Origin of the sequence: Nocardioides sp. (assembly GCF_036401255.1) — a bacterium.
Classification (GTDB): domain Bacteria; phylum Actinomycetota; class Actinomycetes; order Propionibacteriales; family Nocardioidaceae; genus Nocardioides.
Genome location: NZ_DASWVI010000034.1, coordinates 23,683 through 50,151, shown reverse-complemented (window position 1 = coordinate 50,151; position 26,469 = coordinate 23,683). Strand labels below are relative to the sequence as shown.

Genomic DNA, 26,469 nt, shown 5'->3' with positions numbered 1-26,469 from the left:
TGGCCGCGGCGATCGGCGCCGGCGCCTGGGCCGCCTGGTCGTTCTTCGCGACCGGGCCGCAGCCCGCCGAGGCGCTGCCGGCCGGCACGATCGCCTACGCGAGCATCGACCTCGACCCGAGTGGTGGGCAGAAGATCGAGGCGCTGCGCACGCTGCGGAAGTTCCCGGCGTTCAAGGACCGGATCGGCCTCGAGACCGACGACGACATCCGCCAGCGGATCTTCGAGGAGATCCAGGGCACCGGCACCTGCACGGACCTCGACTACGCCGAGGACGTCGAGCCCTGGCTGGGTGACCGGTTCGCGATCGCCGCCGTCGACACGGGCGGCGACACGCCCGCGCCGGTCTTCGTGTTCCAGGTGAGCGACGAGGACGCTGCGGACGAGGGGTTCGCGAAGGTCCAGGAGTGCAGCGGCGGTGACGGCGGCGCGTGGTCGATCGCCGACGGCTGGGCGCTCCTCGGCGAGACCCAGGAGATCGTCGACCAGGTGGCCGACGACGCCGCGGACGCCCCGCTGTCCGAGGACGACGACTACAACAGCTGGACCGACGCCGCCGGTGACGCGGGTATCGCCAGCGTCTACCTCGCGCCCGCGGCGGGCCAGTTCCTCGCCGACAATCTCGACGACCTGCCGGGTCCGCTCGACGAGCTCACCGGCGGCACCGGATCCGCCACGGCGTACAGCTCGAGCCTCGAGTGCTCGGCGCCGTGCGTCGGCTACGCCTCCGTCCCCGTCTCCGACGAGGTCACCTCGGTGCTGGAGGACTTCAAGGGGATGGCGGCGACGCTCCGCTTCGACGACGGGTCGCTGGAGCTCGAGGTGGCGGGCGACCCGGACCTGTCCCAGGACGCGCTCGGCGGCGCCGACCGGGGTGGCGACGTGATCGCGACGCTGCCGGAGGACACCGCGGCCGCGATCGGCATGGGCTTCGCCGAGGGCTGGTTCGGCGCGATGGTCGACCAGGCAGCCGACCGCCTGGGCGGGATGACCAGCGCGGAGCTGCTCGACGAGATGTCGGCCCAGACCGGACTCGACCTTCCCGACGACGCCGAGACGCTGATGGGCGACTCCGCGGCGCTCGCGCTGGGCAGCGACTTCGACCTCGAGACGTTCGTGAACTCCGAGGACGGCAGCGGCGTACCCGTCGGGCTGAAGGTCCACGGCGACGGTGACGCGATCGAGTCGGTGCTCGACAAGGTGCGTCCCCAGATGGGCGGCGCGGAGGCCGTGCTCGGCAGCGACCGGGACGGCGACCTCGTGGCGATCGGGCCCGACGCCGACTATCGCGAACGGCTGCTCGACGACGGTGGCCTCGGCGACTCCGACGTGTTCGAGCACGTCGTGCGGGAGGCTGACGACGCCGCCGCCGTGGTCTTCGTGAACTTCGATGCAGGCGACTGGCTCACCAGCGTCGCCGAGGAGGACCCGGAGGTCGCGGACAACCTCGAGCCGCTGGAGGGACTCGGGGCGAGCGTCTGGCTGGACGGGGACACCGGGCACCTGGTGCTGCGGATCACCACCGGCTGATCACCGGCTGATCACCGGCTGATCACCGGCTGATCACCGGCTGATCGGCGCCACGGTCGCGCCCGTCACCGCCACCAGGTCGGCGGACGCGATCTCGAGGTCGAGACCGCGCCGGCCGGCCGAGACGAACACGCTCGGGTGGTCGAGCGCCGTGGCGTCGAGCACGGTCGGGTGCGCACGCTTCTGGCCCACCGGCGAGATGCCACCGGCGACGTACCCGGTCGCCCGCTCGGCGGCGGCGACGTCCGCCAGGACCGCCTTGCTCGCCCCGAGGGCCCGGGCGAGCGCCTTGAGATCGAGCTGCCCGGAGACGGGGACGATGCCGACGGCGAGCCGCCCGTCGACGCCGGCCAGCAGCGTCTTGAACACCCGCGCCGGGTCCAGGCCGAGCGCCTCCGCGGCCTCGAGGCCGTACGACGTCGCGCGCGGGTCGTGCTCGTACTCGTGCAGGGTGAAGGCGATGCCGGCCTTGGTCAGCGCGACCGTGGCAGGGGTGCCGCCGGACGACTTCTTCTTGCTCACTAGTTCGGACTCCACCTCGTCCGGGCCACCTCGGTCGCGGGCAGCGACGGGATCACGTTCATCGCGCGCAGCTCGGCGCGCAGCAGGTCGGTGACCATCACCAGCCGGAGCTCGGCGTCGTCGGCCTCGAGCAGCGCCTGGCGCTCGGGCATCGGCAGCGGCGCCACCGCCGCGAGCGTCCAGGACAGGTACGTCGGGTCGCGGGGAAGCGCGCCGGAGTAGGGATCGGCCCGGATGTCGCTGAGCGCCGCGCGGTACGCCGTGAACGCGACCCGGGCCCGGTCGAGCACGGCCTCGCTGACCGGCGCCTCGGGGTCCGGGAGGTCGACGACGTGGCCCACCGGGAAGCTGCCGGTGGTGTCGAGCCGGTCCAGCTGGATGCGCTCCAGGCCGACCGCCACCACGTCGAAGCTGCCGTCGTGGTGTGCCTCGACCTCGGTGAGCTGGACCCGGCATCCCACCCGGTAGAGCGACTGCGCACCGTGGTCGCCGACCTCGTAGCCCTCGCGGATCGCGACGGACCCGAAGACCCGCGCCGCCGGGTCCTCGATCCTCAGCAGGTGGTGGACGAGGGCGCGGTACCGGTCCTCGAACACCGTGAGCGGCACGCTCACGCCCGGGAACAGCACCGCGTTCAGCGGGAACATCGGCAGCGTCTCGGGCACGCTGCCAACGTAGCGGAGGCACGGGTCCTCCCCGTCCAGCCACCGTCGCGGTTCCGGGCCGGGCCGCCCCCGCTCGTAGAATCGTCGGCATGATCCGCCGCATCGACCTGCGAGGCGCCGACCAGGGTGTCGACTACCGCGCAGCCGTGCCCCGTGCCGACTTCGACGTGGAAGCGGCGGTCCCGGCGGTGCATGCGATCTGCGAGGACGTCCGGACCCGCGGGCTGGACGCCATCCGCGAGCTCTCGGAGCGGTTCGACGGTGTCGCGGTCGACGACATCCGGGTCGCCCCGGAGGCGCTGACCACCGCGCTCGAGCGGCTCGACCCCGACATCCGGGCCGCCCTGGAGGAGTCGATCGCCCGGTTGCGCGCGACCTGCGCCAACGAGCTCGAGCAGGACGCGGTCACCGACCTCGGCCCCGGCGCACGGGTCACGCACCGCAAGGTACCGGTCGGCCGCGTGGGTCTCTACGTCCCCGGCGGCCTCGCGCCGCTGGTCTCCAGCGTGCTGATGAACGTCGTCCCGGCCCAGACCGCGGGCGTCGAGTCGATCGCGCTCGCGAGCCCCCCGCAGCGCGAGTTCGGCGGCGCCGTGCACCCCACGATCCTGGCCGCGTGTGCGCTGCTCGGGGTCGAGGAGGTCTACGCGGTGGGCGGCGCCCAGGCGATCGCGATGTTCGCCTACGGCACCGGGCCGTGCCGCAAGGTCGACCTGGTCACCGGGCCCGGCAACATCTACACGGTCACCGCCAAGCGCCTGCTCAAGGGACTGATCGGCATCGACTCCGAGGCCGGACCGACCGAGATCGCGATCCTGGCCGACGACACCGCGGACCCGGCGTACGTCGCCGCCGACCTGCTCAGCCAGGCCGAGCACGACCCGCTCGCCGCGTCCGTGCTGGTCACCCCCTCCGAGCGGCTCGCCGAGGCGGTCGCCGCCGAGCTCGAGACCCAGGTCACGGCCACCAAGCACGTCGAGCGGATCCGCACCAGCCTGACGGGCCAGCAGTCCGGCGTGGTGCTGGTCGACGACCTCGAGCAGGGCCTCGACGTCGTCAACGCCTACGCCGCCGAGCACCTGGAGATCCACACCGCGGACGCGGCCGCCTACGCCGCTCGGGTGCGCAACGCCGGCGCGATCTTCGTCGGCCCCTACGCCCCGGTCAGCCTCGGCGACTACTGCGCGGGCTCCAACCACGTGCTGCCGACCGCCGGGTGCGCCTGCCACTCCTCGGGGCTCTCGGTGCGGGCGTTCACCAAGTCGGTCCACGTCGTCGACTACTCCCGGTCGGCCCTCGAGGCGGTCGCCGGCCACGTCGTCACGCTCGCCGAGGCCGAGGACCTGCCCGGCCACGGCGCGGCCGTCGGGGTGCGGTTCCGGCCGGGGTCAGCAGGGTGACCTGGCCTCCTCTGCGCGAGGAGCTGCGCGGCCTCGAGCCGTACGGCGCCCCGCAGCTGGACGTGCCCGTCCAGCTCAACACCAACGAGAACCCCTACGGGCCCTCGGCGGCCTGCGCGGACGACATCGCCGCGTCGGTCCGCGCGGCCGCGCTCGGGCTCAACCGCTACCCCGACCGCGAGCACGTCGAGCTGCGCACCGCGCTCGCGGCGTACCTGTCGCGGGACACCCCCCACGGCATCGCGCCCGAGCAGGTCTGGGCGGCCAACGGGTCCAACGAGGTGATGCTCCAGCTGCTGCAGGCGTTCGGCGGTCCGGGCCGCAGCGCGCTGAGCTTCGCCCCGACGTACTCGATGTACCCGGAGTACGCCCGCGACACCGCCACCCGGTGGGTCCAGGGCAGCCGGGCCGAGGACTTCTCGCTCGACCTCGAGGCCGCCGCCGCCCTCGTGCGGGCGGAGCGGCCCAGCGTGGTGCTGCTGCCCAGCCCCAACAACCCCACCGGCACGGCACTGCCGCCCGACGCCGTCGGCGCGCTGTGCGAGGCCGTGGGGGAGCAGGGGCTGCTCGTCGTCGACGAGGCGTACGGCGAGTTCCGCCGCGCCGGCGTGCCGAGCGCGCTGGAACTGCTGCCCGACCACCGCAACCTGGTCGTCACCCGCACGATGAGCAAGGCCTTCGCGGCCGCGGGGCTGCGGCTGGGCTACCTGGCCGCGGACCCCGCGATCCTCGACGCGATCCGGGTCGTGCGGCTGCCGTACCACCTCTCCGCCGTCACCCAGGCCACCGCGCTCGCGGCGCTGCGGCACGCCCCCGAGCTGCTCGGCAAGGTCGACGAGCTGCGCGCCGAGCGCGACGCCTGCGTCGCCTGGCTGCGTGACCAGGGGATGAGGGTCGCGGACAGCGACGCGAACTTCGTGTTGTTCGGGACCTTCGAGGACCGCCATGCTGTCTGGCAGGGGCTGCTGGACCAGGGGGTGCTGATCCGCGAGGTCGGCCCCGACGGCTGGCTCCGGGTCTCGATCGGGACCGCCACCGAGATGCAGGCATTCAAGGACGCACTGACGCAGGTCAGGAAGGACCAGTCATGACCCAGGCAGCACGGACGGCACGCATCGAGCGCCAGACCAGTGAGTCCAAGGTGCTCGTCGAGGTCGATCTCGACGGCTCCGGGCGCCACGACATCTCGACGGGGGTCGGCTTCTACGACCACATGCTGACCGCGTTCGCCCGGCACGCGCTGGTCGACCTGACCGTCCAGACCGACGGCGACACCCACATCGACGCCCACCACACCGTCGAGGACACCGCGATCGCGCTCGGCCAGGCGCTGCGCCGGGCGCTCGGCGACAAGCAGGGCATCCGCCGGTTCGGCGACGCCACGGTGCCCCTCGACGAGGCGCTGGTGCAGGCCGTCGTCGACGTCTCCGGGCGGCCCTACTGCGTGCACACCGGCGAGCCCGAGGGCCAGCAGTACGTCCAGCTCGGCGGGACGACGCCGGCCTACCTCGGCTCGCTGACCCAGCACGTCTTCGAGTCGATCGCGTTCCACGGCCACTTCGCGCTGCACGTCCGGGTGCTCGCCGGCCGCGAGCCGCACCACATCGTGGAGACCCAGTTCAAGGCGTTCGCCCGGGCGTTCCGCGACGCGGTCGCGCTGGACCCGCGCGAGACCGGCATCCCGAGCACCAAGGGCGCGCTCTGAGCGGGCGGCCCCGCGTCGTCGTCCTCGACTACGGCTCGGGGAACCTCCGCTCGGCCGTGCGCGCCCTCGAGCGCGCCGGCGCCGAGGTCACGCTGACCGCCGACCGGGCGCGCGCCCAGGACGCCGACGGGCTCGTGGTCCCGGGGGTCGGCGCTTTCGCGGCCTGCATGGCCGGACTGCGGGCGGTCCACGGTCCGGAGGTGATCGGGCGCCGGCTCGCGGGCGGCCGGCCGGTCCTCGGCATCTGCGTGGGCATGCAGGTCCTGTTCGAGCGCGGCGTGGAGCACGGCGTCGAGACCGAGGGATGCGACGAGTGGCCGGGCGTCGTCGAGCGACTCCAGGCGCCGGTCGTGCCCCACATGGGCTGGAACACCGTCGAGGCGGCCGACGGGACCACGCTGTTCCGAGGCGTCGAGGACGAGCGCTTCTACTTCGTGCACTCCTATGGCGTGCGCGACTGGACGCTGGAGACCCACGGCCGTACGCGGCCACCGCTGGTGACCTGGGCCGACCACGGGGGAGACCGGTTCGTGGCCGCGGTCGAGAACGGCCCGCTGAGCGCTACGCAGTTCCACCCCGAGAAGTCCGGCGACGCCGGCGCCGCGCTGCTGCGCAACTGGGTGACGTCGCTGTGAGCAAGGAGCGTGCGCAGCGTCGTGCCGAGCGGGAGCGGGAGGCGGCCGCCCTGGCCGCCGCCCGGGCGGCGGAGCTCGAGCGTCGGGAGCGTCGGGACGCGCGCAGGCGCGCCATCACCTCGCGGCTCCCGAAGCCACCCAAGCGGCCGGCCGGGCTGCTGGCCCAACGGCGACGTCGACAGAACGGCGCACTCCTGGCCGGGTTGGTCGCACTCAACGTCCTCGTCTGGATCGTCTTCGGCGAGTGGGACCTCCGGCTCGCGGCGTTCGTGGTCAGCGTGCTGGCCGCCCCCGTCTTCCACACGATGCTGTTCCGACGCACCTGAAGGGCACCATGACCGACTACCTCCAGCTCCTCCCCGCCGTCGACATCACCGAAGGGCGGGCCGTCCAGCTCGCGCAGGGCGTCGCGGGCTCCGAGCGTGTGTACGGCGACCCGGTGGCCGCCGCGATGCGGTGGCAGGACGCCGGCGCGGAGTGGATCCACCTGGTCGACCTCGACGCCGCGTTCGGCCGCGGCTCCAACCGCGAGCTGCAGGCCGAGATCGTCGGGGCGCTCGACATCCAGGTCGAGATGAGCGGCGGCATCCGCGACGACGAGTCGCTCGAGGCGGCGCTGGCCACCGGTTGCCGGCGCGTCAACATCGGCACCGCGGCGCTCGAGCAGCCGGAGTGGTGCCGGCGGGTGATCGCCGAGCACGGGGACCGGGTCGCGATCGGCCTCGACGTACGCGGCCGCACGCTCGCCGCCCGCGGCTGGACCCAGGAGGGCGGCGACCTCTACGACACGCTCGCGCGCCTCGACGCCGAGGGGTGTGCCCGCTACGTCGTCACCGACGTCAACAAGGACGGCATGCTGCAGGGTCCGAACCTCCAGCTGCTGCGCGACGTGTGCGCCGCGACGGCCGCCCCGGTCGTGGCGTCCGGAGGCGTGACGACGCTCGACGACATCCGCGCGCTGATGGAGCTCGTCCCCGACGGCGTCGAGGGCGCGATCGCCGGCACCGCCCTCTACGAGGGTCGGTTCACCCTCGAGGACGCGCTCGCACTCACGAGGGGCTCCCGATGACCCTCGCGGTCCGGGTGATCCCGTGCCTGGACGTCGACGCCGGACGGGTGGTCAAGGGCATCAACTTCACCGAGCTCCGCGACGCCGGCGACCCCGTCGAGCTCGCGCGCACCTACGACGCGGAGGGTGCCGACGAGCTGACGTTCCTCGACATCTCCGCCTCGCACGAGGGGCGGGCGACCACGATGGAGATCGTCTCCCGCACCGCCGAGGAGGTGTTCATCCCGCTCACCGTCGGCGGGGGAGTGTCCTCGGTGGCCGACGTCGACCGGCTGCTGCGCGCCGGCGCCGACAAGGTGGCGGTCAACACGGCCGCGATCAGCCGCCCCGAGCTCGTGGCCGAGATCGCCGACCGGTTCGGCAGCCAGGTCCTGGTGCTCTCCGTCGACGCCCGGCGCGCGCCGGGCACGCCGTCGGGGTTCGAGGTGACCACGCACGGGGGACGCAGGTCCGCGGGCCTGGACGCCATCGAGTGGGCCGCGCGCGCGGCGGGTCTCGGCGCGGGGGAGATCCTCCTCAACGCGATGGACGCCGACGGCACCCAGGACGGCTTCGACCTCGAGCTGATCCGCGCCGTACGCCGCGAGGTCACCGTGCCGGTCATCGCCTCGGGCGGCGCGGGCGCCGTCGAGCACTTCCCGCCCGCGGTCGAGGCGGGCGCGGACGCGGTGCTCGCGGCCACGGTCTTCCACTTCGGCACCCTGCGCATCGCCGACGTCAAGGCCTCGCTGGCGGGAGCCGGCTACCCGGTGCGCTGATCGGGCGTGGGTGGGTCCAGCAGCGTCGCGACCATGGCCGCTGACCGAGCACCCCGGAGGGACGGCGGTCTCCGGACGACGCGTACCGCCTGCTCGAGGAGCCCGACTGGGAGTGGCGCTGCCGCGGCGGATCACACTGCCGTGGCGGATCACACTGCCGTGGCGGATCACACTGCCGTGGCGGATCACACTGCCGTGGCGGATCACACTGCCGTGGCGGATCACACTGCCGAGGCGGATCACACTGCCGAGGCGGATCACACTGCCGCGGCGAATCACAGGAGTCACACAGGCACCACTTGGCAGCCGGAACCCGCACGACACGCCGGGCCCCCACGGCGTGTCGTGCGGGTTTCACCGGCTGACCGGTGAAACCCGCAGACTCGCCGGCCTCATCCTCACCGGCGCGGGCTACCCGTCCGCTGAGGGGCTCACTCCAGACCGCCGATTACGCTGCCCGCGTGGGAGATCTCGGATCCGTGCCCTGGCCGTGCCCGCCGATCCGCACCGAGCGTCTCGTGCTGCGGCAGTCGGAGGCTCGCGACCGTGCGGCGGTCATCGAGCTGTACGCCTCGGCCGAGGTGCACGCCTACCTCGGTGGTCCCCACGCGCGCGACGAGCTCGAGCGCGCAGTGCCGGAGGTGCCCGGGCGGCGGCCCGGCTACTTCGTCGTCGAGCTCGACGGAGCGGCGATCGGGACCGTCACGCTCGGCCGGCGCGATGCCGAACGCCCGGGATCCCCGCCCTCGGCGGCCGGGCCGGTGGAGCTCAGCTACCTGTTCCTGCCCGCGGCGTGGGGGCACGGCTACGCGACCGAGGCGTGCTCCGCGGCGCTGGCGTGGCTCGCCGACGTGCTGCCGGGTGAGCGGGTCGTCGTCTGCACCCAGGTCGCCAATGGGCCGTCGATGCGGCTGGCAGCCAAGCTCGGGTTCTCCGAGGTCGAGCGGTTCGTGGAGTTCGGCGCCGAGCAGTGGTTCGGCGTCCGGGATCCGGCGCCGGTCCCAGGGAGCGCTCGAGTCGGCTAGGAGTGTGTTCGCGGGCCCGCCGGGGAACGGACCCGGGGTGGAGAGGGAGCAGAGGGACGATTCGTCGATCGCGGTCGTGACGAGGGTGGTGACGGCGTGGGCGGTGATCCTCGCGGGCGTGCTCGCGCTCGGGTGGCTGCTCACCGGCCCGCTGGAGCCGACCGTCGACCCGTGGGACGACGACGTGGTCCGCTGGTTCGCCGGGGAGCGCACCGCCGACCTGAACACCGCCGCCGACGTCGGCACGTTCCTCGGCGAGACGATCGTGGGCGTGGCGGTGGCGGTCGTCGTCGCCGCGGCACTGTCGCTGTGGCGGCGGTCGGTCCGCCCGGCCGTCTTCTTCGGCCTGGTGCTCGCGGGGGTGGGTGGGTTCTACGCGATCGCGACGATGCTGATCAGCCGGGACCGGCCCCCGGTGCGGATCCTCGACCCCGGGCTCGTCCCCGACGACAGCTTCCCGTCGGGCCACCTCGGCACGGCGATCGCGGTGTACGGCGGCACCCTCCTCGTGCTGCGGTGGCTGGTTCCCCGCGCACGGGCGTGGGCGTGGCTGCTGCTGCTCGTCCCGGTGGCCGTGGCGCTCGCCCGGCTCTACCAGGGCGCCCACCACCCGACCGACGAGCTGGCCAGCGTGCTCTACACGACGGCCTGGCTGGGGGTCGTGAGCAAGGTCGTGCTCGGGTCGGTCACCGCGACCGGGGCCGACCCGGCGCGGCATCCCGTCGGCGCCCGGTCGACGCACTAGCTTCAGGGCGTGGTCTCCCGCACCCGCGCGGCGACGTACGCCCGCCGCCAGCGCCGGATGGCGCGTGTCGAGCACGACCTGACCGACGCCCAGTGGTTCGCGCTCCTGGAGGCCTGGGGAGGATGCGCCTACTGCGGCAGCGAGGTGGCGGCGTTGCAGAAGGACTGCATGCTGCCGATCTCGCGCGGCGGCCGCTACCCGCTCTCGAACGTCGTCCCCGCCTGCCGATCGTGCAACGCCAGCAAGTGCAACACCGAGGTGACCACGTGGCTGCGCCGCAAGAAGCGGGACGACGGTGCGTTCCTGCTCCGGCAGGTCGGGATCGCGGCGGAGGTGGGCCTCAGAACCGACCGTTGAAGTTCGGCCCGCTCGGGTTGTTGTAGTTCTCGACCTTCCCCTGGCCGCGCCGCTTCAGACCGCGGACGTCGCCGTCGACGATCCCGCGGCGCCGCGGCCAGAAGGCCCAGGCGGCCGCCGCGAGCGCGGCGACCCCGATGACGATCCACACCATGACCTACGACCCCCGATCGTCGCCGTCCTCGAGACGGCTCGTCTCCCGAGACTAGCCGATCACACCCCGAGATCGGCGCCGCGCAGCCGCTCGACGGCCGCCGGTGGTCCGTCGAAGGTGAGGTCTCGGACCTGGTCGCGGCCGAAGAGGAACAGCACCAGCTCGAGCACCGGCCCGGACACCACCACCGGATCTGGGCCCTTCCGCATCGTCGTGGTCGCCCCCGTGTCGGTGCGGCGCACGACCGTGGGCACGGGCAGCCGGCGCCCCAGGAGAGCCGCACCCTTGCCGAGCTGGGCCCAGAGGACCTCGACGTCCGCTGCCGGCAGCGCCCGGGGTTCCCAACCCGGCTGGGCACGGCGCAGGTCCTCGTGGTGCACGACCATCTCGAAGGTGTTCATCAAGCGGTCCAGGACGGGCACGAGGCGCAGCGGCGCAGACGGCCGGCGCAGCTGCTCGACCTGCACGCCGAAGCTCCGCTCGCGGCCCCGGGCCATCGCCCGGTCCGTCAGGCCGGAGAGTGCGGGGACGACGTTGCCGAGCGAGGAGACCGGCGCTCGCTCGCGGACCAGCAGGTGGGTGACCAGGTCGTGGGCGTCCCAGCCCTCGCACAGCGTCGGCGCGTCCGGTCCCAGCGTCAGCGCGAGGTCGCAGAGGTCGTCTCGTTCGCGGCGGGCGAGGGGTGCGCTCATACTCACGAGACTATGTCGGCGTCGGGGAATAGCCTGTCCGGGCCGCGGGGTTGGCCCCGCGAGGAGACACGACACAGCGCGAGAGAGACGGTCAGGGACTCAGGTGACGGACACGCAGGCGGACCGGCGCGGCACCACACGCGAGGGGTTCGCCGTCCTGGCCGTCGCCATCCGCCGCGAGCCGTGGATCTTCGCGGTCTCCACGCTCGGCAGCGTGCTGTTCGGCGCGCTGACGGTCGCCGACGCCTGGGTCCTCGGCTGGTCGACCGACCACGTCGTGCTGCCGGCGTTCGAGGACGGTGAGATCGGCGGCGACCTGCTGCTCGCCGTGCTCGCACTCTTCCTCGGGGTCGCGATCCTGCGCGCGGTCGGCATCGTGGCCCGCCGGCTCGGGGCCGGCGTCATGCAGTACCGCATGCAGGCCCACACCCGGCGCGCCGTCACCCGCCAGTACCTCGCGCTCCCGATGGCGTGGCACCAGCGCCACCCGACCGGTCAGCTGCTGTCCAACGCCAACTCCGACGTCGAGGCCGCCTGGGGCCCGATCGCGCCGTTGCCGATGGCGGTCGGCACGGTCGCGATGATGGTGATCGCGGTCGTCCAGATGTTCGTGGCCGACGTGGTGATGGCGCTGGTCGGCCTGCTGGTCTTCCCCGCCGTCATCGCCGCCAACCTCGCCTACCAGCGGCTCGCGTCCCCGCTGATGACGCGCGCCCAGCAGCTGCGAGCCGAACTCAGCGAGGTCGCCCACGAGTCCTTCGACGGCGCCATGGTGGTCAAGACGCTCGGCCGCGAGGGCGAGGAGACGGCCCGGTTCGCCGACCGGGCCCACCAGCTGCGCGAGGTCAACATCCGCGCCGGCCGCATCCGCGCCGCGTTCGACCCGACGCTCGCGGCGCTGCCCAACGTCGGGGTCCTGGTCGTACTGGCCGTCGGCGTCGAGCGGGTGCTCAGCGGATCGACGGCCCCCGGCGACGTGGTCACGGTCGCCTATCTCCTGACGATCGTCTCGTTCCCGATCCGCTCGATCGGCTGGCTCCTCGGCGAGTTCCCCCGCAGCGTGGTCGGCTACCACCGCGTCCGCACCGTCCTGCGGGCCACCGGCGAGATGCCGTACGGCGACCAGCCCGCCCCCCGCGGCGACCGGGGCGCCCGGTTGGAGCTCGAGCACCTCGCCTACGGCTACGACGCCGACCAGCCGGTGCTCGAGGACGTGACCTTCACGGTCGAGCCCGGCCGCACCGTCGCGCTCGTGGGCGCCACCGCCTCCGGCAAGAGCACGCTGACCTCGCTGATCGCGCGACTCGTCGACCCCGACGAGGGGCGCATCCTCCTCGACGGCGCCGACCTGCGCGACCTGGCGCGCGGCCAGCTCGCCGAGACCGTCGCGGTCGTGGCCCAGACCGCGTTCTTGTTCGACGACACCGTCCGCGGCAACGTGACCCTCGGGGCCGACGTCACCGACGAGGAGGTCTGGGCGGCACTGCGGGCGGCCCAGGCCGACGGGTTCGTGGCCGCGCTCCCACACGGACTGGACACCCGGCTGGGCGAGCGGGGCACGTCGCTGTCCGGGGGACAGCGCCAGCGGATCTCGCTGGCGCGGGCCCTCGTGCGCCGGCCCCGCCTGCTGGTCCTCGACGACGCGACCTCGGCGGTCGACCCCGAGGTCGAGGCGCGGATCCTCGAGGCCCTGCGCGCCGGCGACAGCACCGGCACGGGCAGCACGCTCGTCGTCGTCGCCTACCGCAAGGCCACGATCGGCCTCGCCGACGAGGTGGTCCACCTCGCCGACGGGCGGATCGCCGACCGCGGCACCCATGCCGAGCTGCTGGAGCGGAGCCCGTCCTACGCCCACCTCGTCAACGCCTACGAGCAGGCCGCCGAGCACCCCGAGCGCCCAGAGCTGGTGGAGGAGGCACCGTGAGCACCGCACTCGACTCCGGCGAGCAGATCGGTGCGATCGCGACGTTGCGCCGTGGCGTCCACTACTCCCCGGAGCTCACCGAGGGCATCGGGTTCACCCTGCTGCTCGCGATCATCGCGTCGGTCGGCCAGGTCGTGGTGCCCGTGGCGGTCCAGCAGACCCTCGACCGCGGGCTCAACGGCCCCGACGGTCCCGACGTGTCGTTCACCGTGCTCACCGGCATCGCCGCCGCGCTCGCGATCGCGATGACCAGCTGGGCGTCGTACGCGATGACCGCACGACTGTTCACCGCCTCCGAGCGCGGCCTCGCGACGCTGCGCATCAAGGCGTTCCGTCACGTGCACGACCTGCCGTTGCTGACCCAGAACACCGAGCGCCGCGGCGCCCTCGTCTCCCGGGTCACCAGCGACGTCGACCAGGTGAGCCAGTTCCTGGTGTTCGGGGGCCTGCTGTTCGTGGTGAGCGTCGGCCAGGTGCTGGTCGCGACCATCGTGATGGTCGTCTACAGCTGGCAGCTCGCGCTCGTGGTGTGGCTGTGCTTCGCCCCGCTGTTCTTGTCGCTGCGCTACTTCCAGCGCAAGCTCTCCGCGGCCTACGGCACCGTCCGGCGCCAGGTCGGCATGATGCTCTCGGCGATCTCCGAGCCGGTCGTGGGTGCCGCGGTCGTGCGGTCCTACGCCGTCGAGGCCCGCACCCAGGCCCGCATCGACACCGCGATCGCCGAGTACCAAGCCGCGAGCACGCGCGCCCAGGGCTTCACCGCGTTCTCGTTCTCCCTCGGCGGTGTCTCGGCGGGGCTCGCCAACGCGGGCGTGCTGATCGTCGGCATCTGGCTCGGTCTGGAGGTGCTGCCCACGGGCGCCGACATCACCGCCGGCAAGGTGCTGGCGTTCGCCTTCCTCGTCACGCTGTTCGTCGGCCCCGTCCAGATGGGCACCCAGATCCTCACCGACGCCCAGAACGCGATCGCCGGCTGGCGCCGCGTGATCGGCATCCTCGAGACGCCCGCGGACCTCGTCGACCCGGGCCCGGCGGGCCGCGAGCTGCCCCGGGGGCCGATCGACGTGCACCTCGACCACGTGACGTTCGCCTACCCCGGCGGTCCGCCCGTGCTGCGCGACGTGGACCTCCACATCGCCGCCGGCACCCGCGTCGCGGTGGTCGGCGAGACGGGGTCGGGCAAGTCGACGATCGCCAAGCTGCTCACCCGGCTGATGGACCCCACGGAGGGTGCGGTGCTGCTCGACGGCATCGACGTCCACGAGATCGCCCAGGCCTCGATGCGCCGCAGCGTGGTGCTGGTCCCTCAGGAGGGCTTCCTCTTCGACGACACGATCGCCGCCAACGTGCGCTACGGCCGCCTCGACGCCACCGACGAGGAGATCCTCGCCAGCGCCGCGGAGCTGGGTCTCGGCGACTGGGTGGCCGGCCTCCCGCGCGGCCTCGCCACCCGGGTCGGCCAGCGGGGCGAGTCGCTCTCGGCGGGGGAGCGGCAGCTGGTCGCGCTGCTGCGCGCGCAGCTCGCCGATCCCGACCTGCTGGTCCTCGACGAGGCCACCAGCGCGGTCGATCCCGCCCTGGAGATGCGGATCGGCCGCGCGCTCGAACGGCTGATGAGCGGCCGGACGTCGGTGACGATCGCCCACCGCCTCTCGACCGCCGAGAGCGCCGACGAGGTCGTCGTCGTCGACCGTGGCCGGATCGTCCAGCGCGGCCCGCACGCGGTGCTCGCCGCCCAGGAGGGCTCGGTCTACGCAGGGCTGCACGCGAGCTGGACGGCGCAACAAGGGACAATCGAGCGGTGACCCCCTTGGACCCCGCCCTCGCCGACCGGCTCAAGCGCAACCCGGACGGATTGGTGCCCGCCGTGGTGCAACAGCACGACACCGGCGAGGTGCTGATGCTCGGCTGGATGGACGACGAGGCGCTCGCCCGCACGCTGAGCACCGGGCGGGCGACGTACTGGAGCCGCTCGCGGCAGGAGTACTGGGTCAAGGGGGAGACCTCCGGACACGTCCAGTGGGTCAAGGAGGTCCGCCTCGACTGCGACGGCGACACGATCCTGGTCAAGGTCGACCAGGTGGGAGCCGCCTGCCACACCGGCGACCGCACCTGCTTCGACGCCGACCTGCTCCTGCCCGCCGGTGCCTGAGCCGCGGCGCGCCTTCGGCCCGGTCGTGCTGACCGGGCTGGTCGCGGGCGGCCTGAGCGCGATCGCCGGCAACAGCTCCGCCGCGTCGGTCGGTGGCGCGCCCGACGACGGCGCCACCCGGTCGGCGCTGCAGCTGGTCGACTACCCGGCTCACCAGCCGCTCGTGACCTCCCTCGCCCTGGTCGTCCTCGCCTGCTGGGGGGTCGTGCTGGTGACCCGGGGCCGGGTCCGCCGTGCGGTCGCCGGACTCGGCGTGGTCGCGGCGGTCGGGACCACCGTCGCGGCGGTCACCGGGCTGGTGTCCGAGCCGCGTCACCTGAAGGACGAGGTCCTCGCCCTCGGCGCCGCGGGCGTCGACACCCGGCCGTCGCTGTGGGCCGTCGCGGCGGTGCTCGGCGCGTTGCTCTCGGTGGTCACGACCACGCTGGCCGTCGCCTGGGCACCGCGCTGGCCCGAGATGGGCAGTCGGTACGACGCTCCGGGTGCGGCCGCGGCGCCGGTGACGACGCCGGAGGACCAGTCCAGCCTCGATCTCTGGAAGGCGATCGACGAGGGTCGCGACCCGACCGCCCCCGAGCCTGAATAGACTGTGCCCCGAGTCACCGGCAGCGTCACCGCCAGCGTGACCGCCGAGCCCGCCAGGACCCGCCTCGAGGAGCCCCCGCATGTCTGACAACCACGGCAACACCCCCGCAGCCTGGACGGCGGTCTCGATCGCGATGCTGGGCTTCGTCGTGGGCGCCGTGGGCCTGCTCCTCGACCCGGTCAGCTACCCGGTCTTCTGGGTGGGCGTGGCGCTCGACGTGGCGGCGCTCGTGGTCTTCGCCGTGATGGCCAAGCTCGGCTTCAACCGATCCGGACACTGACCCGGGACCCGTCATGACCGCCACCGTGCCCTCCCCGACGACCGCCTCGGCGGCCGCAGGGCAGAGCCGGTGGCAGCGGATGGCGACCCCGGCGATCACGCTCGGGGCGCTGGGGGCCGCCACGCTCGCACTGCACCTGCGCGACCCGCACCAGAGCGGCTCGTGGGGCTACTGCCCGAGTGCCGCGCTCGGGTTCTGGTGCCCCGGCTGCGGTGGCCTGCGGGCGGTCAACGACCTGACCAACGGCGACGTCGGTGCCGCGGCCTCGAGCAACCTGCTGTTCATCGCGCTGCTCCCGGTGCTGGTGTTCCTGCTGGGGCGCTGGGTCCTCGACCGCTGGGCCGGACGGGAGCGCGAGCCCGACGCCCGCCTCGTCACGATCGGCACCGCCACCGTGTGCGTGCTCGCCGTGGCGTTCGCGGTGGCGCGCAACCTGCCGGGATCCTGGCTGGCACCCTGACATGCGGAAGGGTCGACCCCGAGGGGTCGACCCTTCGCTCCTCCCAGCCGCACGCCGCGGCGGGGATCAGGTGTTGTTCTCGTACTCGAAGTTCGCGTCGATCACGCCGGTCGCGACCAGGATGATCGTGACGACGACCATCAGGATGCCGATGATGCCGGTGATGATGCCGGTGAGCGCCATCCCGTCGCCCTTGAGCTCGCCGCCCGAGTCGCGGATCTCCTTGCGGGCCAGGAAGCCGAGGACCAGGCCGACGATGCTGGTCACCACGAAGAAGCCGCAGCAGATCGTCAACAGGCCGACGAGACCGGTGACCATCGAGGCGATGGCCTTGCCCGACGTCTTCGGCGGCATCCCGCCCGGGGGCGGCGGCACGGGCGCACCGTACTGCGGCGGGGGAGGTGGCTCTGAGTAGCTCACGTGCTGGCAGACCCTTCGTCGTGGCCGTCCGTCGGCCGGCCGATGGCCCGGACCCTACCCCGGTCGGCGTGCTCGTGGCGGCACCCTGCCGTCCGCAGACCGAGGGGTGGTCGGCGCTCGACCGGGACCGTGTCAGACTTCGAGTGCCCACGTCGGGCGCGCACCGGCGCGCGTCACCGACGTACCGCCCCACCTGTTGACTGGAGTGCCCGCATGTCCGTGCTCGACGACATCGTCGCCGGCGTGCGGGTCGACCTGGCCGAGCGCGAGTCGCGGACCAGCCTCGCGGACCTGCGCGCGGCGCTCGCCGACGTCGACCCGCCCCGCGACCCGATGCCGCACTTCCGGGCCCCGGGCTCGAGCGTGATCGCGGAGGTGAAGCGGCGCAGCCCGAGCAAGGGCGAGCTGGCCGACATCCCCGACCCGGCCGAGCTCGCCCGCCGCTACGAGGTCGGTGGCGCGGCCGCGATCAGCGTGCTCACCGAGCAGCGACGGTTCGGCGGCAGCATCGAGGACCTGCGCGCCGTGCGGGCCGCGGTCGACACCCCGATCCTGCGCAAGGACTTCGTCGTGACGACCTACCAGGTGGTCGAGGCCCGCGCCGCCGGCGCCGACCTGGTGCTGCTGATCGTCGCGGCCCTGGGCGACGACGACCTGCGTCGCCTCCACGAGGAGGCGGTCCAGCTCGGTCTGACTGTCCTCGTCGAGGTGCACGACGAGCAGGAGGCGGAGCGGGCCGCCGCGCTCGGTGCGGAACTGGTGGGCGTCAACGCCCGCAACCTCAAGACGCTCGCGATCCACGACGACACGTTCGGTCGGCTCGCGCCGCTGATCCCGGACGACCGGGTCCTGGTCGCCGAGTCGGGGATCTTCGGGCCCGACGACGTCGCGCGCTACGTGCGCGAGGGTGCGCGCGCCGTGCTCGTCGGCGAGGCGCTGGTGAAGGACGGCGACCCCGAGCAGGCGGTGCGCCGGATGACAGGAGTGCAGGCATGACGACCCATCCCGAGCGGTCGACGACCTACGACGCCGACGCCCTCGGCTGGTTCGGCGGACCGGAGCAGGGCTTCGGCGGGCGGTTCATGCCCGAGGCCCTCGTGGCCGCCCTCGACGAGCTCACCGTCGCCTGGCAGGAGGCCATGGCCGACCCCGCGTTCGTCGCGGAGTTCGACACGATCCTGCGCGAGTACGGCGGCCTTCCGAGCCCGCTCTACCACGCCGAGCGGCTCAGCCGCTCGGTCGGCGCCCGGATCCTGCTCAAGCGCGAGGACCTCAACCACACCGGCGCCCACAAGATCCGCAACGTGCTCGGCCAGGCGCTGCTGACCCGCCGGATGGGCAAGACCCGGGTGATCGCCGAGACCGGCGCCGGCCAGCACGGCGTGGCGAGCGCGACGGCCGCGGCGTACTTCGGGCTCGACTGCACCGTCTACATGGGCTCGGTCGACACCCGCCGGCAGGCGCTCAACGTCGCCCGGATGAAGCTGCTCGGCGCCACCGTGGTGCCGGTCGACTCCGGGAGCGCCACGCTCAAGGACGCCATCAACGAGGCGCTGCGCGACTGGGTCGCCAGCGTCGACCACACCGCCTACCTCTTCGGCACGGCCGCCGGCCCGCACCCGTTCCCGAGCATGGTGCGCGACTTCACCCGCGGCATCGGCGACGAGGCCCGCGCCCAGTGCCTCGAGCAGTACGGCGTCCTCCCGGACGCGATCGCGGCCTGCGTCGGCGGCGGCTCCAACGCCATCGGGCTGTTCACGGCCTTCCTCGACGACCCGGACGTCGCGATCTACGGCTTCGAGGCGGGCGGCGAGGGCTACGAGACCGGACGGCACGCCGCGACCATCCACGCCGGCGATCGCGGGGTGCTGCACGGAGCGCGCACGTACGTCCTGCAGGACGAGGACGGCCAGACGCTGGAGTCGCACTCGATCTCGGCGGGCCTCGACTACCCCGGGGTCGGCCCCCAGCACGCCCACCTGGCCGCCACCGGCCGGGCGACGTACCTGCCCGTCGACGACGACGAGGCCATGGCGGCGCTCGCGCTGCTCAGCCGGACCGAGGGCATCATCCCGGCGATCGAGTCCGCCCACGCGGTCGCCGGCGCGCTGCGGCTGGCCGAGGAGCGCCCCGGCCAGACCATCCTGATCAACCTCAGCGGTCGCGGCGACAAGGACATGGGCACCGCGATCGAGTACTTCGGGTTGGCCGACCCGGACGAGGTCACCGAGGAGCCGATCGGATGAGCACCCGCACCGCGTTCGAGGAGGCGAGGGCCGAGGGCCGCGCCGCGCTCGTCGGCTACCTGCCCGCCGGCTACCCCGACGTCCCCGGCGGCATCGAGGCGCTGCTCACGATGGTCGACGCCGGCTGCGACGTGATCGAGATCGGGCTGCCCTACAGCGACCCGGTCATGGACGGGCCGACGATCCAGGCCGCGGCGCAGCAGGCGCTCGAGCGGGGCGTGCGCACGACCGACGTGCTCCGCACCGTCGAGGCGGTCGCGGCCACCGGCACCCCCACGCTGGTGATGACCTACTGGAACCCGGTCGAGCACTATGGCGGACGCCGGAGCAATGGGCACAGCGGGGTGGAGCGGTTCGCCACCGACCTGGCCAACGCCGGGGGAGCGGGGCTGATCACCCCCGACCTCACCCCGGACTTCGCCCCGGAGTGGATCGCCGCGGCCGACGCGCGCGACCTCGACAAGGTGTTCCTCGTGGCGCCGTCGTCGACCGACGAGCGGATCGCGATGACGGCCGCGGCCTGCCGCGGCTTCGTCTACGCGACGGCCGTGATGGGCGTCACCGGTGCCCGGACGACTACGAGCGACCTGGCCGGCCCGCTCGTGGCCCGCACCAAGCGGGCCACCGACCTCCCGGTCGGCGTCGGCATCGGGGTCAGCAACGGCGACCAGGCGGCCGAGGTCGCCGCCAAGGACGGCATCGCCGCCGATGGTGTGATCGTGGGGTCGGCGTTCGTGCGCGCGCTGCTCGACCACCCCGACGACCGGGCGGCCGGCCTGCGCGCGCTCCGGGCACTGACCGAGGACCTGGCCGCGGGGGTACGCCGTGGCTGAGCCCCGCCGCCTGATGTCCGCGGCGGCGGCGCTGGTCGCGGCCCTGCTCCTGGCGGGCTGTGGCGGCGGCAGCGCCGCGGAGGACGGCGCCGGCGCCTACCGCGCGGCCCAGGTGCACGATCCCTACCAGGTCGACGCGACGCCGTTGACGGACACCGACGGCGCGCCGTACTCCCTGGTCGACGACACCGACAAGCCCCTCACGCTGGTGTTCTTCGGCTACACGAGCTGCCCGGACATCTGTCAGGTCGTGATGGCCAACATCGCCTCCGCGCTCACGCGTCTGGACGAGGCCGACCGCGCCGACGTCGACGTGGTGTTCGTGACCACCGACCCCAAGGTCGACACCGAGCAGCACCTGCGCGACTACCTCGACCGCTACGACCCGTCGTTCGTCGGGCTCACCGGCGACCTGGACACGATCGCGGCGGTCGGCAAGCCGCTGGCCGTGTACGTCGCCGATGGTGCGCGGCTGCCCAGCGGCGGCCGGGACCTCAACAGCCACAGCACCCAGGTCACCGCGATCACCGCGGACGACACCTCCCCGATGCTCTGGACGCAGGACACGTCGTCCGCGGACCTCGCCGCCGACATCCACACGCTGCTCGCCGAGGAGGCGGACCGGTGACCGCCCTGATCACCCAGCTGAGCGTCTGGTCGATCCCGAGCCCGTCCAACGGCGTCTGGTACCTCGGCCCGGTGCCGATCCGCGGCTACGCCCTGTCGATCATCCTCGGCATCGTCGCCGCGATCTGGATCGGCGAGCGGCGCTGGGTGGCGCGCGGTGGCCGCGCCGGAGAGGTCCAGGACCTCGCCCTGTGGGCGGTGCCGTTCGGCCTGGTCGGCGGCCGGGTCTATCACGTGCTCACCGACCACGACCTCTACTTCGGGGCCGGCCGGCAGCCGATCGAGGCCCTCTACGTCTGGAAGGGCGGCCTGGGCGTGTGGGGCGCGGTCGCGTTCGGCGCGCTCGGCGTCTACCTCGGCGCGCGCCGCAAGGGCATCCGGATGCTCCCGGTGCTCGACGCGCTGGCCCCGGGCGTGCTCGTCGCCCAAGCACTCGGCCGCTGGGGCAACTGGTTCAACCAGGAGCTGTTCGGCAAGCCCACCGACCTCCCTTGGGGCCTGGAGATCGACGCCGACCACCGCCCGGCGGGCTACCTCGACGACCCGACGTTCCATCCCACGTTCCTCTACGAGTTCACCTGGAACCTCGCGGCCTTCGCGTTCGTGCTCTGGGCCGACCGCAGGTTCCGCCTGGGCCACGGCCGGGTCCTCGCGCTCTATGTGATGGCCTACACGCTGGGCCGGGGCTGGATCGAGATGCTGCGCATCGACGCCGTCGAGCTCTCCGACGTCGGGGGCCTGCGCTTCAACGTCTGGACCTCGATCGTGCTGTTCGTGGTGGCCGCGGTCGCCTTCGTGGTGAGCCTCCGGCTGCGGCCGGGCCGCGAGGAGGAGGTCTACACGCCCGCGGCGCTCGCGGCCGCCGCCGACCGCGACCCAGACAACCCGGTGTACGAGGACACGCCGCACGGCGTAGTCTCGCCCGACGGGGGAGTCCGCGCCCGCGGCGAGGACGAACCACCGGGGTCACCGGGTGGTAATCTCTGACCTCCGCTAGGGCCAACGTCGTCCCCTGCACCTCGGCCGTTCGGCCTCCACTGCACAGCTGATCCGCCGGCGCCCGCCCCGACAACGTCGTGGGGCGCGGCAGCGGCAGAAGACGACGGGAGAATGCCCGGTGCCCTACTCGCACGCATTCCCGCCGCCCCAGGGGCTCTACGACCCTCGCCACGAGCACGACGCCTGTGGCGTGGCGTTCGTCGCGACCCTGACCGGCGTCGCCAGCCACCAGATCATCGAGCAGGGCATCCAGGCCCTGCTCAACCTCGACCACCGTGGCGCCGCCGGCGCGGAGGTCAACTCCGGCGACGGCGCCGGCATCTTGATCCAGGTCCCCGACGCGTTCCTGCGCGCGGTCACCGCGGAGGCCGGCTTCGAGCTCCCGCCGCCACACGCCTACGCCGTCGGCACCGCGTTCCTGCCCGGCGAGGCCGAGGAGGCCGCGAAGACCCGCCAGCGGATCGAGGAGATCGCCGCCGAGGAGGGCCTGAGCGTCCTCGGGTGGCGCGAGGTGCCCGTCGACCCCGCCTCGCTGGGCGCCACCGCGCGCGCGGTGATGCCGTCGTTCGCCCAGATCTTCGTCGCGGGCGCCGGGTCGCGGGTCACCGGGATGGCGCTGGAGCGGCTCGCCTTCTGCCTGCGCAAGCGCGCCGAGCACGAGACCGAGGCCTACTTCCCCTCGCTCTCCTCGCGCACGCTGGTCTACAAGGGCATGCTGACCCCGGCCCAGCTCGACGAGGTCTACCCCGACCTGCGCGACGAGCGGATGACGTCCGCGATGGCGGTCGTCCACTCGCGGTTCTCGACCAACACGTTCCCGAGCTGGCCGCTGTCCCACCCGTTCCGCTTCATCGCCCACAACGGCGAGATCAACACGGTCATGGGCAACCGCAACTGGATGCGCGCCCGCGAGGCGCTGCTGGCCTCCGACCTGATCCCCGGGGACCTGGAGCGGCTCTACCCGATCTGCACCCCGGGGGCCTCGGACTCCGCGTCGTTCGACGAGGTCCTCGAGCTGTTGCACATGGGCGGCCGCTCGCTCCCGCACGCCGTGCTGATGATGATCCCCGAGGCGTGGGAGAACCACGCCGAGATGGACGAGAAGCGCCGCGCGTTCTACAAGTTCCACTCCGCGCTGATGGAGCCGTGGGACGGCCCCGCGTGCGTCGTGTTCACCGACGGCTCCCAGATCGGCGCGGTGCTGGACCGCAACGGGCTGCGACCCTCGCGCTACTGGGTCACCGACGACGGCCTCGTCGTGCTGGCCTCCGAGGTCGGCGTGCTCGACATCGACCCCGCGAAGGTGGTCCGCAAGGGCCGGCTCCAGCCGGGCCGGATGTTCCTCGTCGACACCGACGAGCACCGCATCATCGAGGACGAGGAGGTCAAGGCCGAGCTCGCCGCGGAGCACCCGTACGACGAGTGGCTGCACGCCGGCCTGATCCACCTCGACGACATCCCCGAGCGCGAGCACGTCGTGCACACCCACGCCTCGGTCACCCGGCGCCAGCAGGTGTTCGGCTACACCGAGGAGGAGCTGCGGATCCTGCTCACCCCGATGGCGAACACCGGGGGCGAGCCGCTGGGCTCGATGGGCACCGACACCCCGATCGCGGCCCTGAGCGAGAAGCCCCGGCTGCTGTTCGACTACTTCAGCCAGCTGTTCGCCCAGGTCACCAACCCACCGCTGGACGCGATCCGCGAGGAGCTCGTCACGTCGCTGGCGGGCACCATCGGCCCCGAGTCCAACCTGCTCCAGCCCGCCCCGGCGTCCTGCCGGATGGTGCAGCTGCCGTTCCCGGTGATCTCCAACGACGACCTGGCCAAGATCCGGCACATCAACCGTGACGGTGACATGCCGGGGTTCATCACCCACGTCGCGCGGGGCCTCTACCCGGTCGAGGGCGGCGGCGCCGCGATGGCGCAGCGCATCGACGAGATCTGCGCGGAGGTGTCGGCGGCGATCGCGGACGGCGCCCGCATCATCGTGCTCTCCGACCGGCACTCCACCGCCGAGCTCGCGCCGATCCCGTCGCTGCTGCTCACCGGCGCCGTGCACCACCACCTGGTCCGGGAGAAGACCCGCACCCAGGTCGGCCTGCTGGTCGAGGCCGGTGACGTGCGCGAGGTCCACCACGTCGCGCTGCTGGTCGGCTACGGCGCGGCCGCGGTCAACCCCTACCTCGCCATGGAGTCCGTCGAGGACCTGGCTCGGGAGGGCTACTACGTCAAGACCGAGCCCGAGAAGGCGGTCGCCAACCTGGTCAAGGCGCTCGGCAAGGGCGTGCTCAAGGTGATGTCCAAGATGGGCGTCTCGACGGTCGCGTCCTACACCGGCGCGCAGATCTTCGAGGCGCTCGGGCTCTCCCAGGCGGTCGTGGACAGGTACTTCACCGGCACGGTCTCCAAGCTGGGCGGCATCGACCTCGACACGATCGCGGAGGAGGTGGCCCAGCGGCACGCGACGGCGTACCCCCGCGCCGGCATCGCGCCGGCCCACCGCGAGCTGCCGATCGGCGGCGAGTACCAGTGGCGCCGCGAGGGCGAGCCGCACCTGTTCGACCCCGAGACCGTCTTCCGCCTGCAGCACTCCACGCGGACCGGCCGCTACGACGTGTTCAAGCAGTACTCCGCGCGCGTCGACGAGCAGTCCCGGCGGCTGATGACCCTGCGCGGGCTGTTCCGCTTCAAGGACGCCGCCGCGACCGGGCGGCAGCCGGTCCCGATCGAGGAGGTCGAGCCGGTCTCCGCGATCGTCAAGCGGTTCTCGACCGGCGCGATGTCCTACGGGTCGATCTCGCAGGAGGCCCACGAGACGCTCGCGATCGCGATGAACCGGCTGGGCGCCAAGTCCAACACCGGCGAGGGCGGTGAGGACCCCGAGCGGCTCTACGACCCCGAGCGGCGCAGCGCGATCAAGCAGGTCGCGTCCGGCCGCTTCGGCGTGACCGCGGAGTACCTCACGAACTCCGACGACATCCAGATCAAGATGGCGCAGGGCGCCAAGCCCGGCGAGGGCGGCCAGCTGCCCGGCAACAAGGTCTACCCCTGGGTGGCCAAGACCCGGCACTCCACCCCGGGCGTGGGTCTCATCAGCCCGCCGCCGCACCACGACATCTACTCGATCGAGGATCTCGCGCAGCTGATCCACGACCTCAAGAACGCCAACCCCGAGGCCCGCGTCCACGTGAAGCTGGTCTCCGAGGTCGGCGTCGGGACGGTCGCGGCGGGCGTCTCCAAGGCCCACGCCGACGTGGTGCTGATCTCCGGGCACGACGGTGGCACCGGAGCGGCGCCGCTGACCTCGCTCAAGCACGCGGGCGGCCCCTGGGAGCTCGGTCTCGCCGAGACCCAGCAGACGCTGCTGCTCAACGGCCTGCGCGACCGGATCGTCGTGCAGACCGACGGCCAGCTCAAGACGGGGCGCGACGTCGTCGTCGCGGCGCTGCTCGGGGCGGAGGAGTACGGCTTCGCGTCGGCGCCGCTGGTCGTCTCGGGCTGCATCATGATGCGGGTCTGCCACCTCGACACCTGCCCGGTTGGCGTGGCCACGCAGAACCCGGTCCTCCGCGACCGGTTCAGCGGCAAGGCCGAGTACGTCGTGAACTTCTTCGAGTACGTCGCGCAGGAGGTCCGCGAGCTGCTCGCCGAGCTCGGGTTCCGCACCCTGGACGAGGCGATCGGCCAGGTGGACGCGCTCGACGTCGCCGACGCGGTCGACCACTGGAAGGCCTCGGGCCTCGACCTGTCGCCGATCCTGCACCAGCCCGATCGCTCGGCCTTCCCCGACCAGGACCTGTTCTGCACCAAGCGGCAGGACCACGGGCTGGAGAAGTCCCTCGACGTCACCGAGCTGCTGCCGCTGGCCCGACCGGCGCTGGAGTCGGGTGAGCCGGTGCGCGCCCAGGTCGCCATCCGCAACGTCAACCGCACGGTCGGCACGATCCTCGGCCACGAGGTGACCAAGCGCTACGCCGGCGCGGGGCTGCCCGACGGCACGATCGACATGACGTTCGTGGGCTCGGCCGGCCAGTCCTTCGGAGCGTTCGTGCCGAAGGGGATGACCCTGCGGCTGGAGGGCGACGCCAACGACTACGTCGGCAAGGGCCTCTCCGGCGGCCGGATCGTCGTGCGGCCCGACCGGGCGGCGACGTTCGCGGCCAACGAGCAGATCATCGCCGGCAACGTCATCGCCTACGGCGCCACCTCGGGTGAGATCTTCGTCCGCGGCGGCGTGGGGGAGCGCTGCTGCGTGCGCAACTCCGGCGCCTGGGTCGTCACCGAGGGTGTGGGCGACCACGGCTGCGAGTACATGACCGGCGGCCGGGTGGCCGTCCTGGGCCGGACCGGGCGCAACTTCGCCGCCGGCATGTCCGGTGGCGTGGCCTGGGTGCTGGACCTGAAGCCCGGCCGGGTCAACACCGAGCTCGTCGAGCTCGGCCCGGTCAGCGGCACGGCCGCGGCCGAGCTCGAGGAGATGGTGCGCAGCCACCTCGAGGAGACCGGGTCCACGGTCGCCGAGGAGCTGCTGGCCGACTGGGAGACCGCGCTGACGCGCTTCACCGAGATCATGCCGACCGACTACCGCAAGTCGCTCGAGGCCAAGGCCAAGGCCGAGGCCGACGGCCTGGACGAGAACGAGACCGCCCACGCGATGATGGAGGCACTCCATGGATGAGCGGAGCG

At 73.0% G+C, this 26,469-nt stretch carries 28 protein-coding genes; 23 read left to right on the top strand and 5 right to left on the bottom strand.

Translation table 11 applies throughout. The features are described from left to right. Nucleotides 1-1,529: DUF3352 domain-containing protein (locus VGD85_RS01565; protein WP_331061693.1), on the top strand; the 1,529-nt coding region annotated here is incomplete at its 5' end. A 33-nt stretch (nucleotides 1,530-1,562) separates the two neighbouring features. On the opposite strand, the gene ybaK is transcribed toward VGD85_RS01565, so the two are convergent. Both ybaK and VGD85_RS01555 read right to left on the bottom strand, forming a co-directional pair. Beyond that, nucleotides 1,563-2,051 carry a Cys-tRNA(Pro) deacylase gene (ybaK, locus tag VGD85_RS01560; protein WP_331061692.1) on the bottom strand — a complete coding sequence of 163 codons (489 nt, stop codon included), beginning with the start codon at nucleotides 2,049-2,051 and terminating at the stop codon, nucleotides 1,563-1,565. Continuing rightward, nucleotides 2,051-2,716, bottom strand: a complete 666-nt coding sequence (locus VGD85_RS01555) for an LON peptidase substrate-binding domain-containing protein (RefSeq protein WP_331061691.1) — start codon at nucleotides 2,714-2,716, stop codon at nucleotides 2,051-2,053. Before VGD85_RS01555 ends, ybaK begins: the two co-directional genes overlap by 1 nt. An 89-nt stretch (nucleotides 2,717-2,805) precedes the next feature. Here VGD85_RS01555 and hisD point away from each other — a divergent pair, with 89 nt between their 5' ends. The 10 genes from hisD (at nucleotide 2,806) to VGD85_RS01505 (ending at nucleotide 10,410) form a co-directional block, all read left to right on the top strand. Next, entirely contained in the window at nucleotides 2,806-4,116 is a 1,311-nt protein-coding gene (hisD, locus tag VGD85_RS01550; protein WP_331061690.1) for a histidinol dehydrogenase, read from the top strand. Then, nucleotides 4,113-5,207 (top strand): histidinol-phosphate transaminase, encoded by a 1,095-nt coding sequence (locus tag VGD85_RS01545; RefSeq protein ID WP_331061689.1) that lies wholly within the window; start codon nucleotides 4,113-4,115, stop codon nucleotides 5,205-5,207. Before hisD ends, VGD85_RS01545 begins: the two co-directional genes overlap by 4 nt. Continuing rightward, nucleotides 5,204-5,821 (top strand): imidazoleglycerol-phosphate dehydratase HisB, encoded by a 618-nt coding sequence (gene hisB / locus VGD85_RS01540; RefSeq protein ID WP_331061688.1) that lies wholly within the window; start codon nucleotides 5,204-5,206, stop codon nucleotides 5,819-5,821. The genes VGD85_RS01545 and hisB overlap by 4 nt, the downstream gene beginning before the upstream one ends. Further along, on the top strand, nucleotides 5,818-6,456 hold the full coding sequence (gene hisH, locus VGD85_RS01535; protein ID WP_331061695.1) for an imidazole glycerol phosphate synthase subunit HisH: 639 nt from the start codon (nucleotides 5,818-5,820) through the stop codon (nucleotides 6,454-6,456). Before hisB ends, hisH begins: the two co-directional genes overlap by 4 nt. Then, nucleotides 6,453-6,782 carry a hypothetical protein gene (locus VGD85_RS01530; RefSeq protein WP_331061687.1) on the top strand — a complete coding sequence of 110 codons (330 nt, stop codon included), beginning with the start codon at nucleotides 6,453-6,455 and terminating at the stop codon, nucleotides 6,780-6,782. The genes hisH and VGD85_RS01530 overlap by 4 nt, the downstream gene beginning before the upstream one ends. Before the next feature lie 8 nt (nucleotides 6,783-6,790). Continuing rightward, on the top strand, nucleotides 6,791-7,525 hold the full coding sequence (gene priA / locus VGD85_RS01525) for a bifunctional 1-(5-phosphoribosyl)-5-((5-phosphoribosylamino)methylideneamino)imidazole-4-carboxamide isomerase/phosphoribosylanthranilate isomerase PriA (RefSeq protein ID WP_331061686.1): 735 nt from the start codon (nucleotides 6,791-6,793) through the stop codon (nucleotides 7,523-7,525). Then, entirely contained in the window at nucleotides 7,522-8,283 is a 762-nt protein-coding gene (gene hisF / locus VGD85_RS01520; protein ID WP_331061685.1) for an imidazole glycerol phosphate synthase subunit HisF, read from the top strand. Before priA ends, hisF begins: the two co-directional genes overlap by 4 nt. 461 nt (nucleotides 8,284-8,744) lie before the next feature. After that, nucleotides 8,745-9,308 carry a GNAT family N-acetyltransferase gene (locus tag VGD85_RS01515; protein ID WP_331061684.1) on the top strand — a complete coding sequence of 188 codons (564 nt, stop codon included), beginning with the start codon at nucleotides 8,745-8,747 and terminating at the stop codon, nucleotides 9,306-9,308. Nucleotides 9,309-9,384: 76 nt separating this feature from the next. Then, nucleotides 9,385-10,053: a phosphatase PAP2 family protein gene (locus tag VGD85_RS01510; RefSeq protein WP_331061683.1), complete on the top strand. Its 669-nt coding sequence runs from the start codon at nucleotides 9,385-9,387 to the stop codon at nucleotides 10,051-10,053. A 9-nt stretch (nucleotides 10,054-10,062) separates the two neighbouring features. Continuing rightward, the gene (locus VGD85_RS01505; protein WP_331061682.1) at nucleotides 10,063-10,410 is read left to right on the top strand and encodes an HNH endonuclease; all 348 of its coding nucleotides are present in this window, start codon (nucleotides 10,063-10,065) and stop codon (nucleotides 10,408-10,410) included. On the opposite strand, the gene VGD85_RS01500 is transcribed toward VGD85_RS01505, so the two are convergent. Both VGD85_RS01500 and VGD85_RS01495 read right to left on the bottom strand, forming a co-directional pair. Then, the gene (locus VGD85_RS01500) at nucleotides 10,394-10,564 is read right to left on the bottom strand and encodes a hypothetical protein (protein WP_331061681.1); all 171 of its coding nucleotides are present in this window, start codon (nucleotides 10,562-10,564) and stop codon (nucleotides 10,394-10,396) included. The two genes, VGD85_RS01505 and VGD85_RS01500, sit on opposite strands and share 17 nt — an antisense overlap. 59 nt (nucleotides 10,565-10,623) lie before the next feature. Beyond that, nucleotides 10,624-11,256 (bottom strand): TIGR03085 family metal-binding protein, encoded by a 633-nt coding sequence (locus tag VGD85_RS01495; RefSeq protein WP_331061680.1) that lies wholly within the window; start codon nucleotides 11,254-11,256, stop codon nucleotides 10,624-10,626. A 103-nt stretch (nucleotides 11,257-11,359) separates the two neighbouring features. On the opposite strand from VGD85_RS01495, the gene VGD85_RS01490 reads away from it, so the two are divergent. The 6 genes from VGD85_RS01490 (at nucleotide 11,360) to VGD85_RS01465 (ending at nucleotide 16,658) form a co-directional block, all read left to right on the top strand. Next, nucleotides 11,360-13,180, top strand: a complete 1,821-nt coding sequence (locus VGD85_RS01490; protein ID WP_331061679.1) for an ABC transporter ATP-binding protein — start codon at nucleotides 11,360-11,362, stop codon at nucleotides 13,178-13,180. After that, on the top strand, nucleotides 13,177-14,985 hold the full coding sequence (locus VGD85_RS01485; RefSeq protein WP_331061678.1) for an ABC transporter ATP-binding protein: 1,809 nt from the start codon (nucleotides 13,177-13,179) through the stop codon (nucleotides 14,983-14,985). The genes VGD85_RS01490 and VGD85_RS01485 overlap by 4 nt, the downstream gene beginning before the upstream one ends. After that, nucleotides 14,982-15,332: a phosphoribosyl-AMP cyclohydrolase gene (gene hisI / locus VGD85_RS01480; RefSeq protein WP_331061677.1), complete on the top strand. Its 351-nt coding sequence runs from the start codon at nucleotides 14,982-14,984 to the stop codon at nucleotides 15,330-15,332. Before VGD85_RS01485 ends, hisI begins: the two co-directional genes overlap by 4 nt. Continuing rightward, on the top strand, nucleotides 15,325-15,918 hold the full coding sequence (locus tag VGD85_RS01475; protein ID WP_331061676.1) for a Trp biosynthesis-associated membrane protein: 594 nt from the start codon (nucleotides 15,325-15,327) through the stop codon (nucleotides 15,916-15,918). Before hisI ends, VGD85_RS01475 begins: the two co-directional genes overlap by 8 nt. 79 nt (nucleotides 15,919-15,997) lie before the next feature. Further along, nucleotides 15,998-16,198, top strand: a complete 201-nt coding sequence (locus VGD85_RS01470) for an HGxxPAAW family protein (RefSeq protein ID WP_331061675.1) — start codon at nucleotides 15,998-16,000, stop codon at nucleotides 16,196-16,198. Between the two features lie 13 nt (nucleotides 16,199-16,211). Then, the gene (locus VGD85_RS01465; protein WP_331061674.1) at nucleotides 16,212-16,658 is read left to right on the top strand and encodes a DUF2752 domain-containing protein; all 447 of its coding nucleotides are present in this window, start codon (nucleotides 16,212-16,214) and stop codon (nucleotides 16,656-16,658) included. A gap of 66 nt (nucleotides 16,659-16,724) precedes the next feature. On the opposite strand, the gene VGD85_RS01460 is transcribed toward VGD85_RS01465, so the two are convergent. Continuing rightward, nucleotides 16,725-17,033: a DUF4190 domain-containing protein gene (locus VGD85_RS01460; RefSeq protein ID WP_331061673.1), complete on the bottom strand. Its 309-nt coding sequence runs from the start codon at nucleotides 17,031-17,033 to the stop codon at nucleotides 16,725-16,727. A 258-nt stretch (nucleotides 17,034-17,291) separates the two neighbouring features. On the opposite strand from VGD85_RS01460, the gene trpC reads away from it, so the two are divergent. The 6 genes from trpC to gltB all read left to right on the top strand — a co-directional run bounded on the left by trpC (nucleotide 17,292) and on the right by gltB (nucleotide 26,461). Beyond that, complete coding sequence (gene trpC / locus VGD85_RS01455) at nucleotides 17,292-18,074, top strand: indole-3-glycerol phosphate synthase TrpC (protein ID WP_331061672.1); 783 nt, start codon at nucleotides 17,292-17,294, stop codon at nucleotides 18,072-18,074. Further along, nucleotides 18,071-19,324 (top strand): tryptophan synthase subunit beta, encoded by a 1,254-nt coding sequence (trpB, locus tag VGD85_RS01450; protein ID WP_331061671.1) that lies wholly within the window; start codon nucleotides 18,071-18,073, stop codon nucleotides 19,322-19,324. The genes trpC and trpB overlap by 4 nt, the downstream gene beginning before the upstream one ends. Further along, nucleotides 19,321-20,157 (top strand): tryptophan synthase subunit alpha, encoded by an 837-nt coding sequence (trpA, locus tag VGD85_RS01445; RefSeq protein ID WP_331061670.1) that lies wholly within the window; start codon nucleotides 19,321-19,323, stop codon nucleotides 20,155-20,157. The genes trpB and trpA overlap by 4 nt, the downstream gene beginning before the upstream one ends. Continuing rightward, nucleotides 20,150-20,785, top strand: coding sequence for an SCO family protein (locus VGD85_RS01440; RefSeq protein WP_331061669.1), 636 nt, complete (start codon nucleotides 20,150-20,152; stop codon nucleotides 20,783-20,785). The genes trpA and VGD85_RS01440 overlap by 8 nt, the downstream gene beginning before the upstream one ends. Then, a complete protein-coding gene (lgt, locus tag VGD85_RS01435; RefSeq protein WP_331061668.1) occupies nucleotides 20,782-21,771 on the top strand; it encodes a prolipoprotein diacylglyceryl transferase in 990 nt (329 codons plus the stop codon). Before VGD85_RS01440 ends, lgt begins: the two co-directional genes overlap by 4 nt. Nucleotides 21,772-21,901: 130 nt before the next feature. Beyond that, the gene (gene gltB, locus VGD85_RS01430; RefSeq protein WP_331061667.1) at nucleotides 21,902-26,461 is read left to right on the top strand and encodes a glutamate synthase large subunit; all 4,560 of its coding nucleotides are present in this window, start codon (nucleotides 21,902-21,904) and stop codon (nucleotides 26,459-26,461) included. Nucleotides 26,462-26,469: the final 8 nt, after the last annotated feature.

Coding starts and splice junctions, on each gene's coding strand:
- hisD (WP_331061690.1), top strand. CDS start 2,806: ATGATCCGCCGCATCGACCTGCGAGGCGCCGACCAGGGTGTCGACTAC.
- hisB (WP_331061688.1), top strand. CDS start 5,204: ATGACCCAGGCAGCACGGACGGCACGCATCGAGCGCCAGACCAGTGAG.
- priA (WP_331061686.1), top strand. CDS start 6,791: ATGACCGACTACCTCCAGCTCCTCCCCGCCGTCGACATCACCGAAGGG.
- hisF (WP_331061685.1), top strand. CDS start 7,522: ATGACCCTCGCGGTCCGGGTGATCCCGTGCCTGGACGTCGACGCCGGA.
- VGD85_RS01500 (WP_331061681.1), bottom strand. CDS start 10,564: ATGGTGTGGATCGTCATCGGGGTCGCCGCGCTCGCGGCGGCCGCCTGG.
- VGD85_RS01495 (WP_331061680.1), bottom strand. CDS start 11,256: ATGAGCGCACCCCTCGCCCGCCGCGAACGAGACGACCTCTGCGACCTC.
- VGD85_RS01470 (WP_331061675.1), top strand. CDS start 15,998: ATGTCTGACAACCACGGCAACACCCCCGCAGCCTGGACGGCGGTCTCG.
- VGD85_RS01465 (WP_331061674.1), top strand. CDS start 16,212: ATGACCGCCACCGTGCCCTCCCCGACGACCGCCTCGGCGGCCGCAGGG.
- trpC (WP_331061672.1), top strand. CDS start 17,292: ATGTCCGTGCTCGACGACATCGTCGCCGGCGTGCGGGTCGACCTGGCC.
- trpB (WP_331061671.1), top strand. CDS start 18,071: ATGACGACCCATCCCGAGCGGTCGACGACCTACGACGCCGACGCCCTC.
- trpA (WP_331061670.1), top strand. CDS start 19,321: ATGAGCACCCGCACCGCGTTCGAGGAGGCGAGGGCCGAGGGCCGCGCC.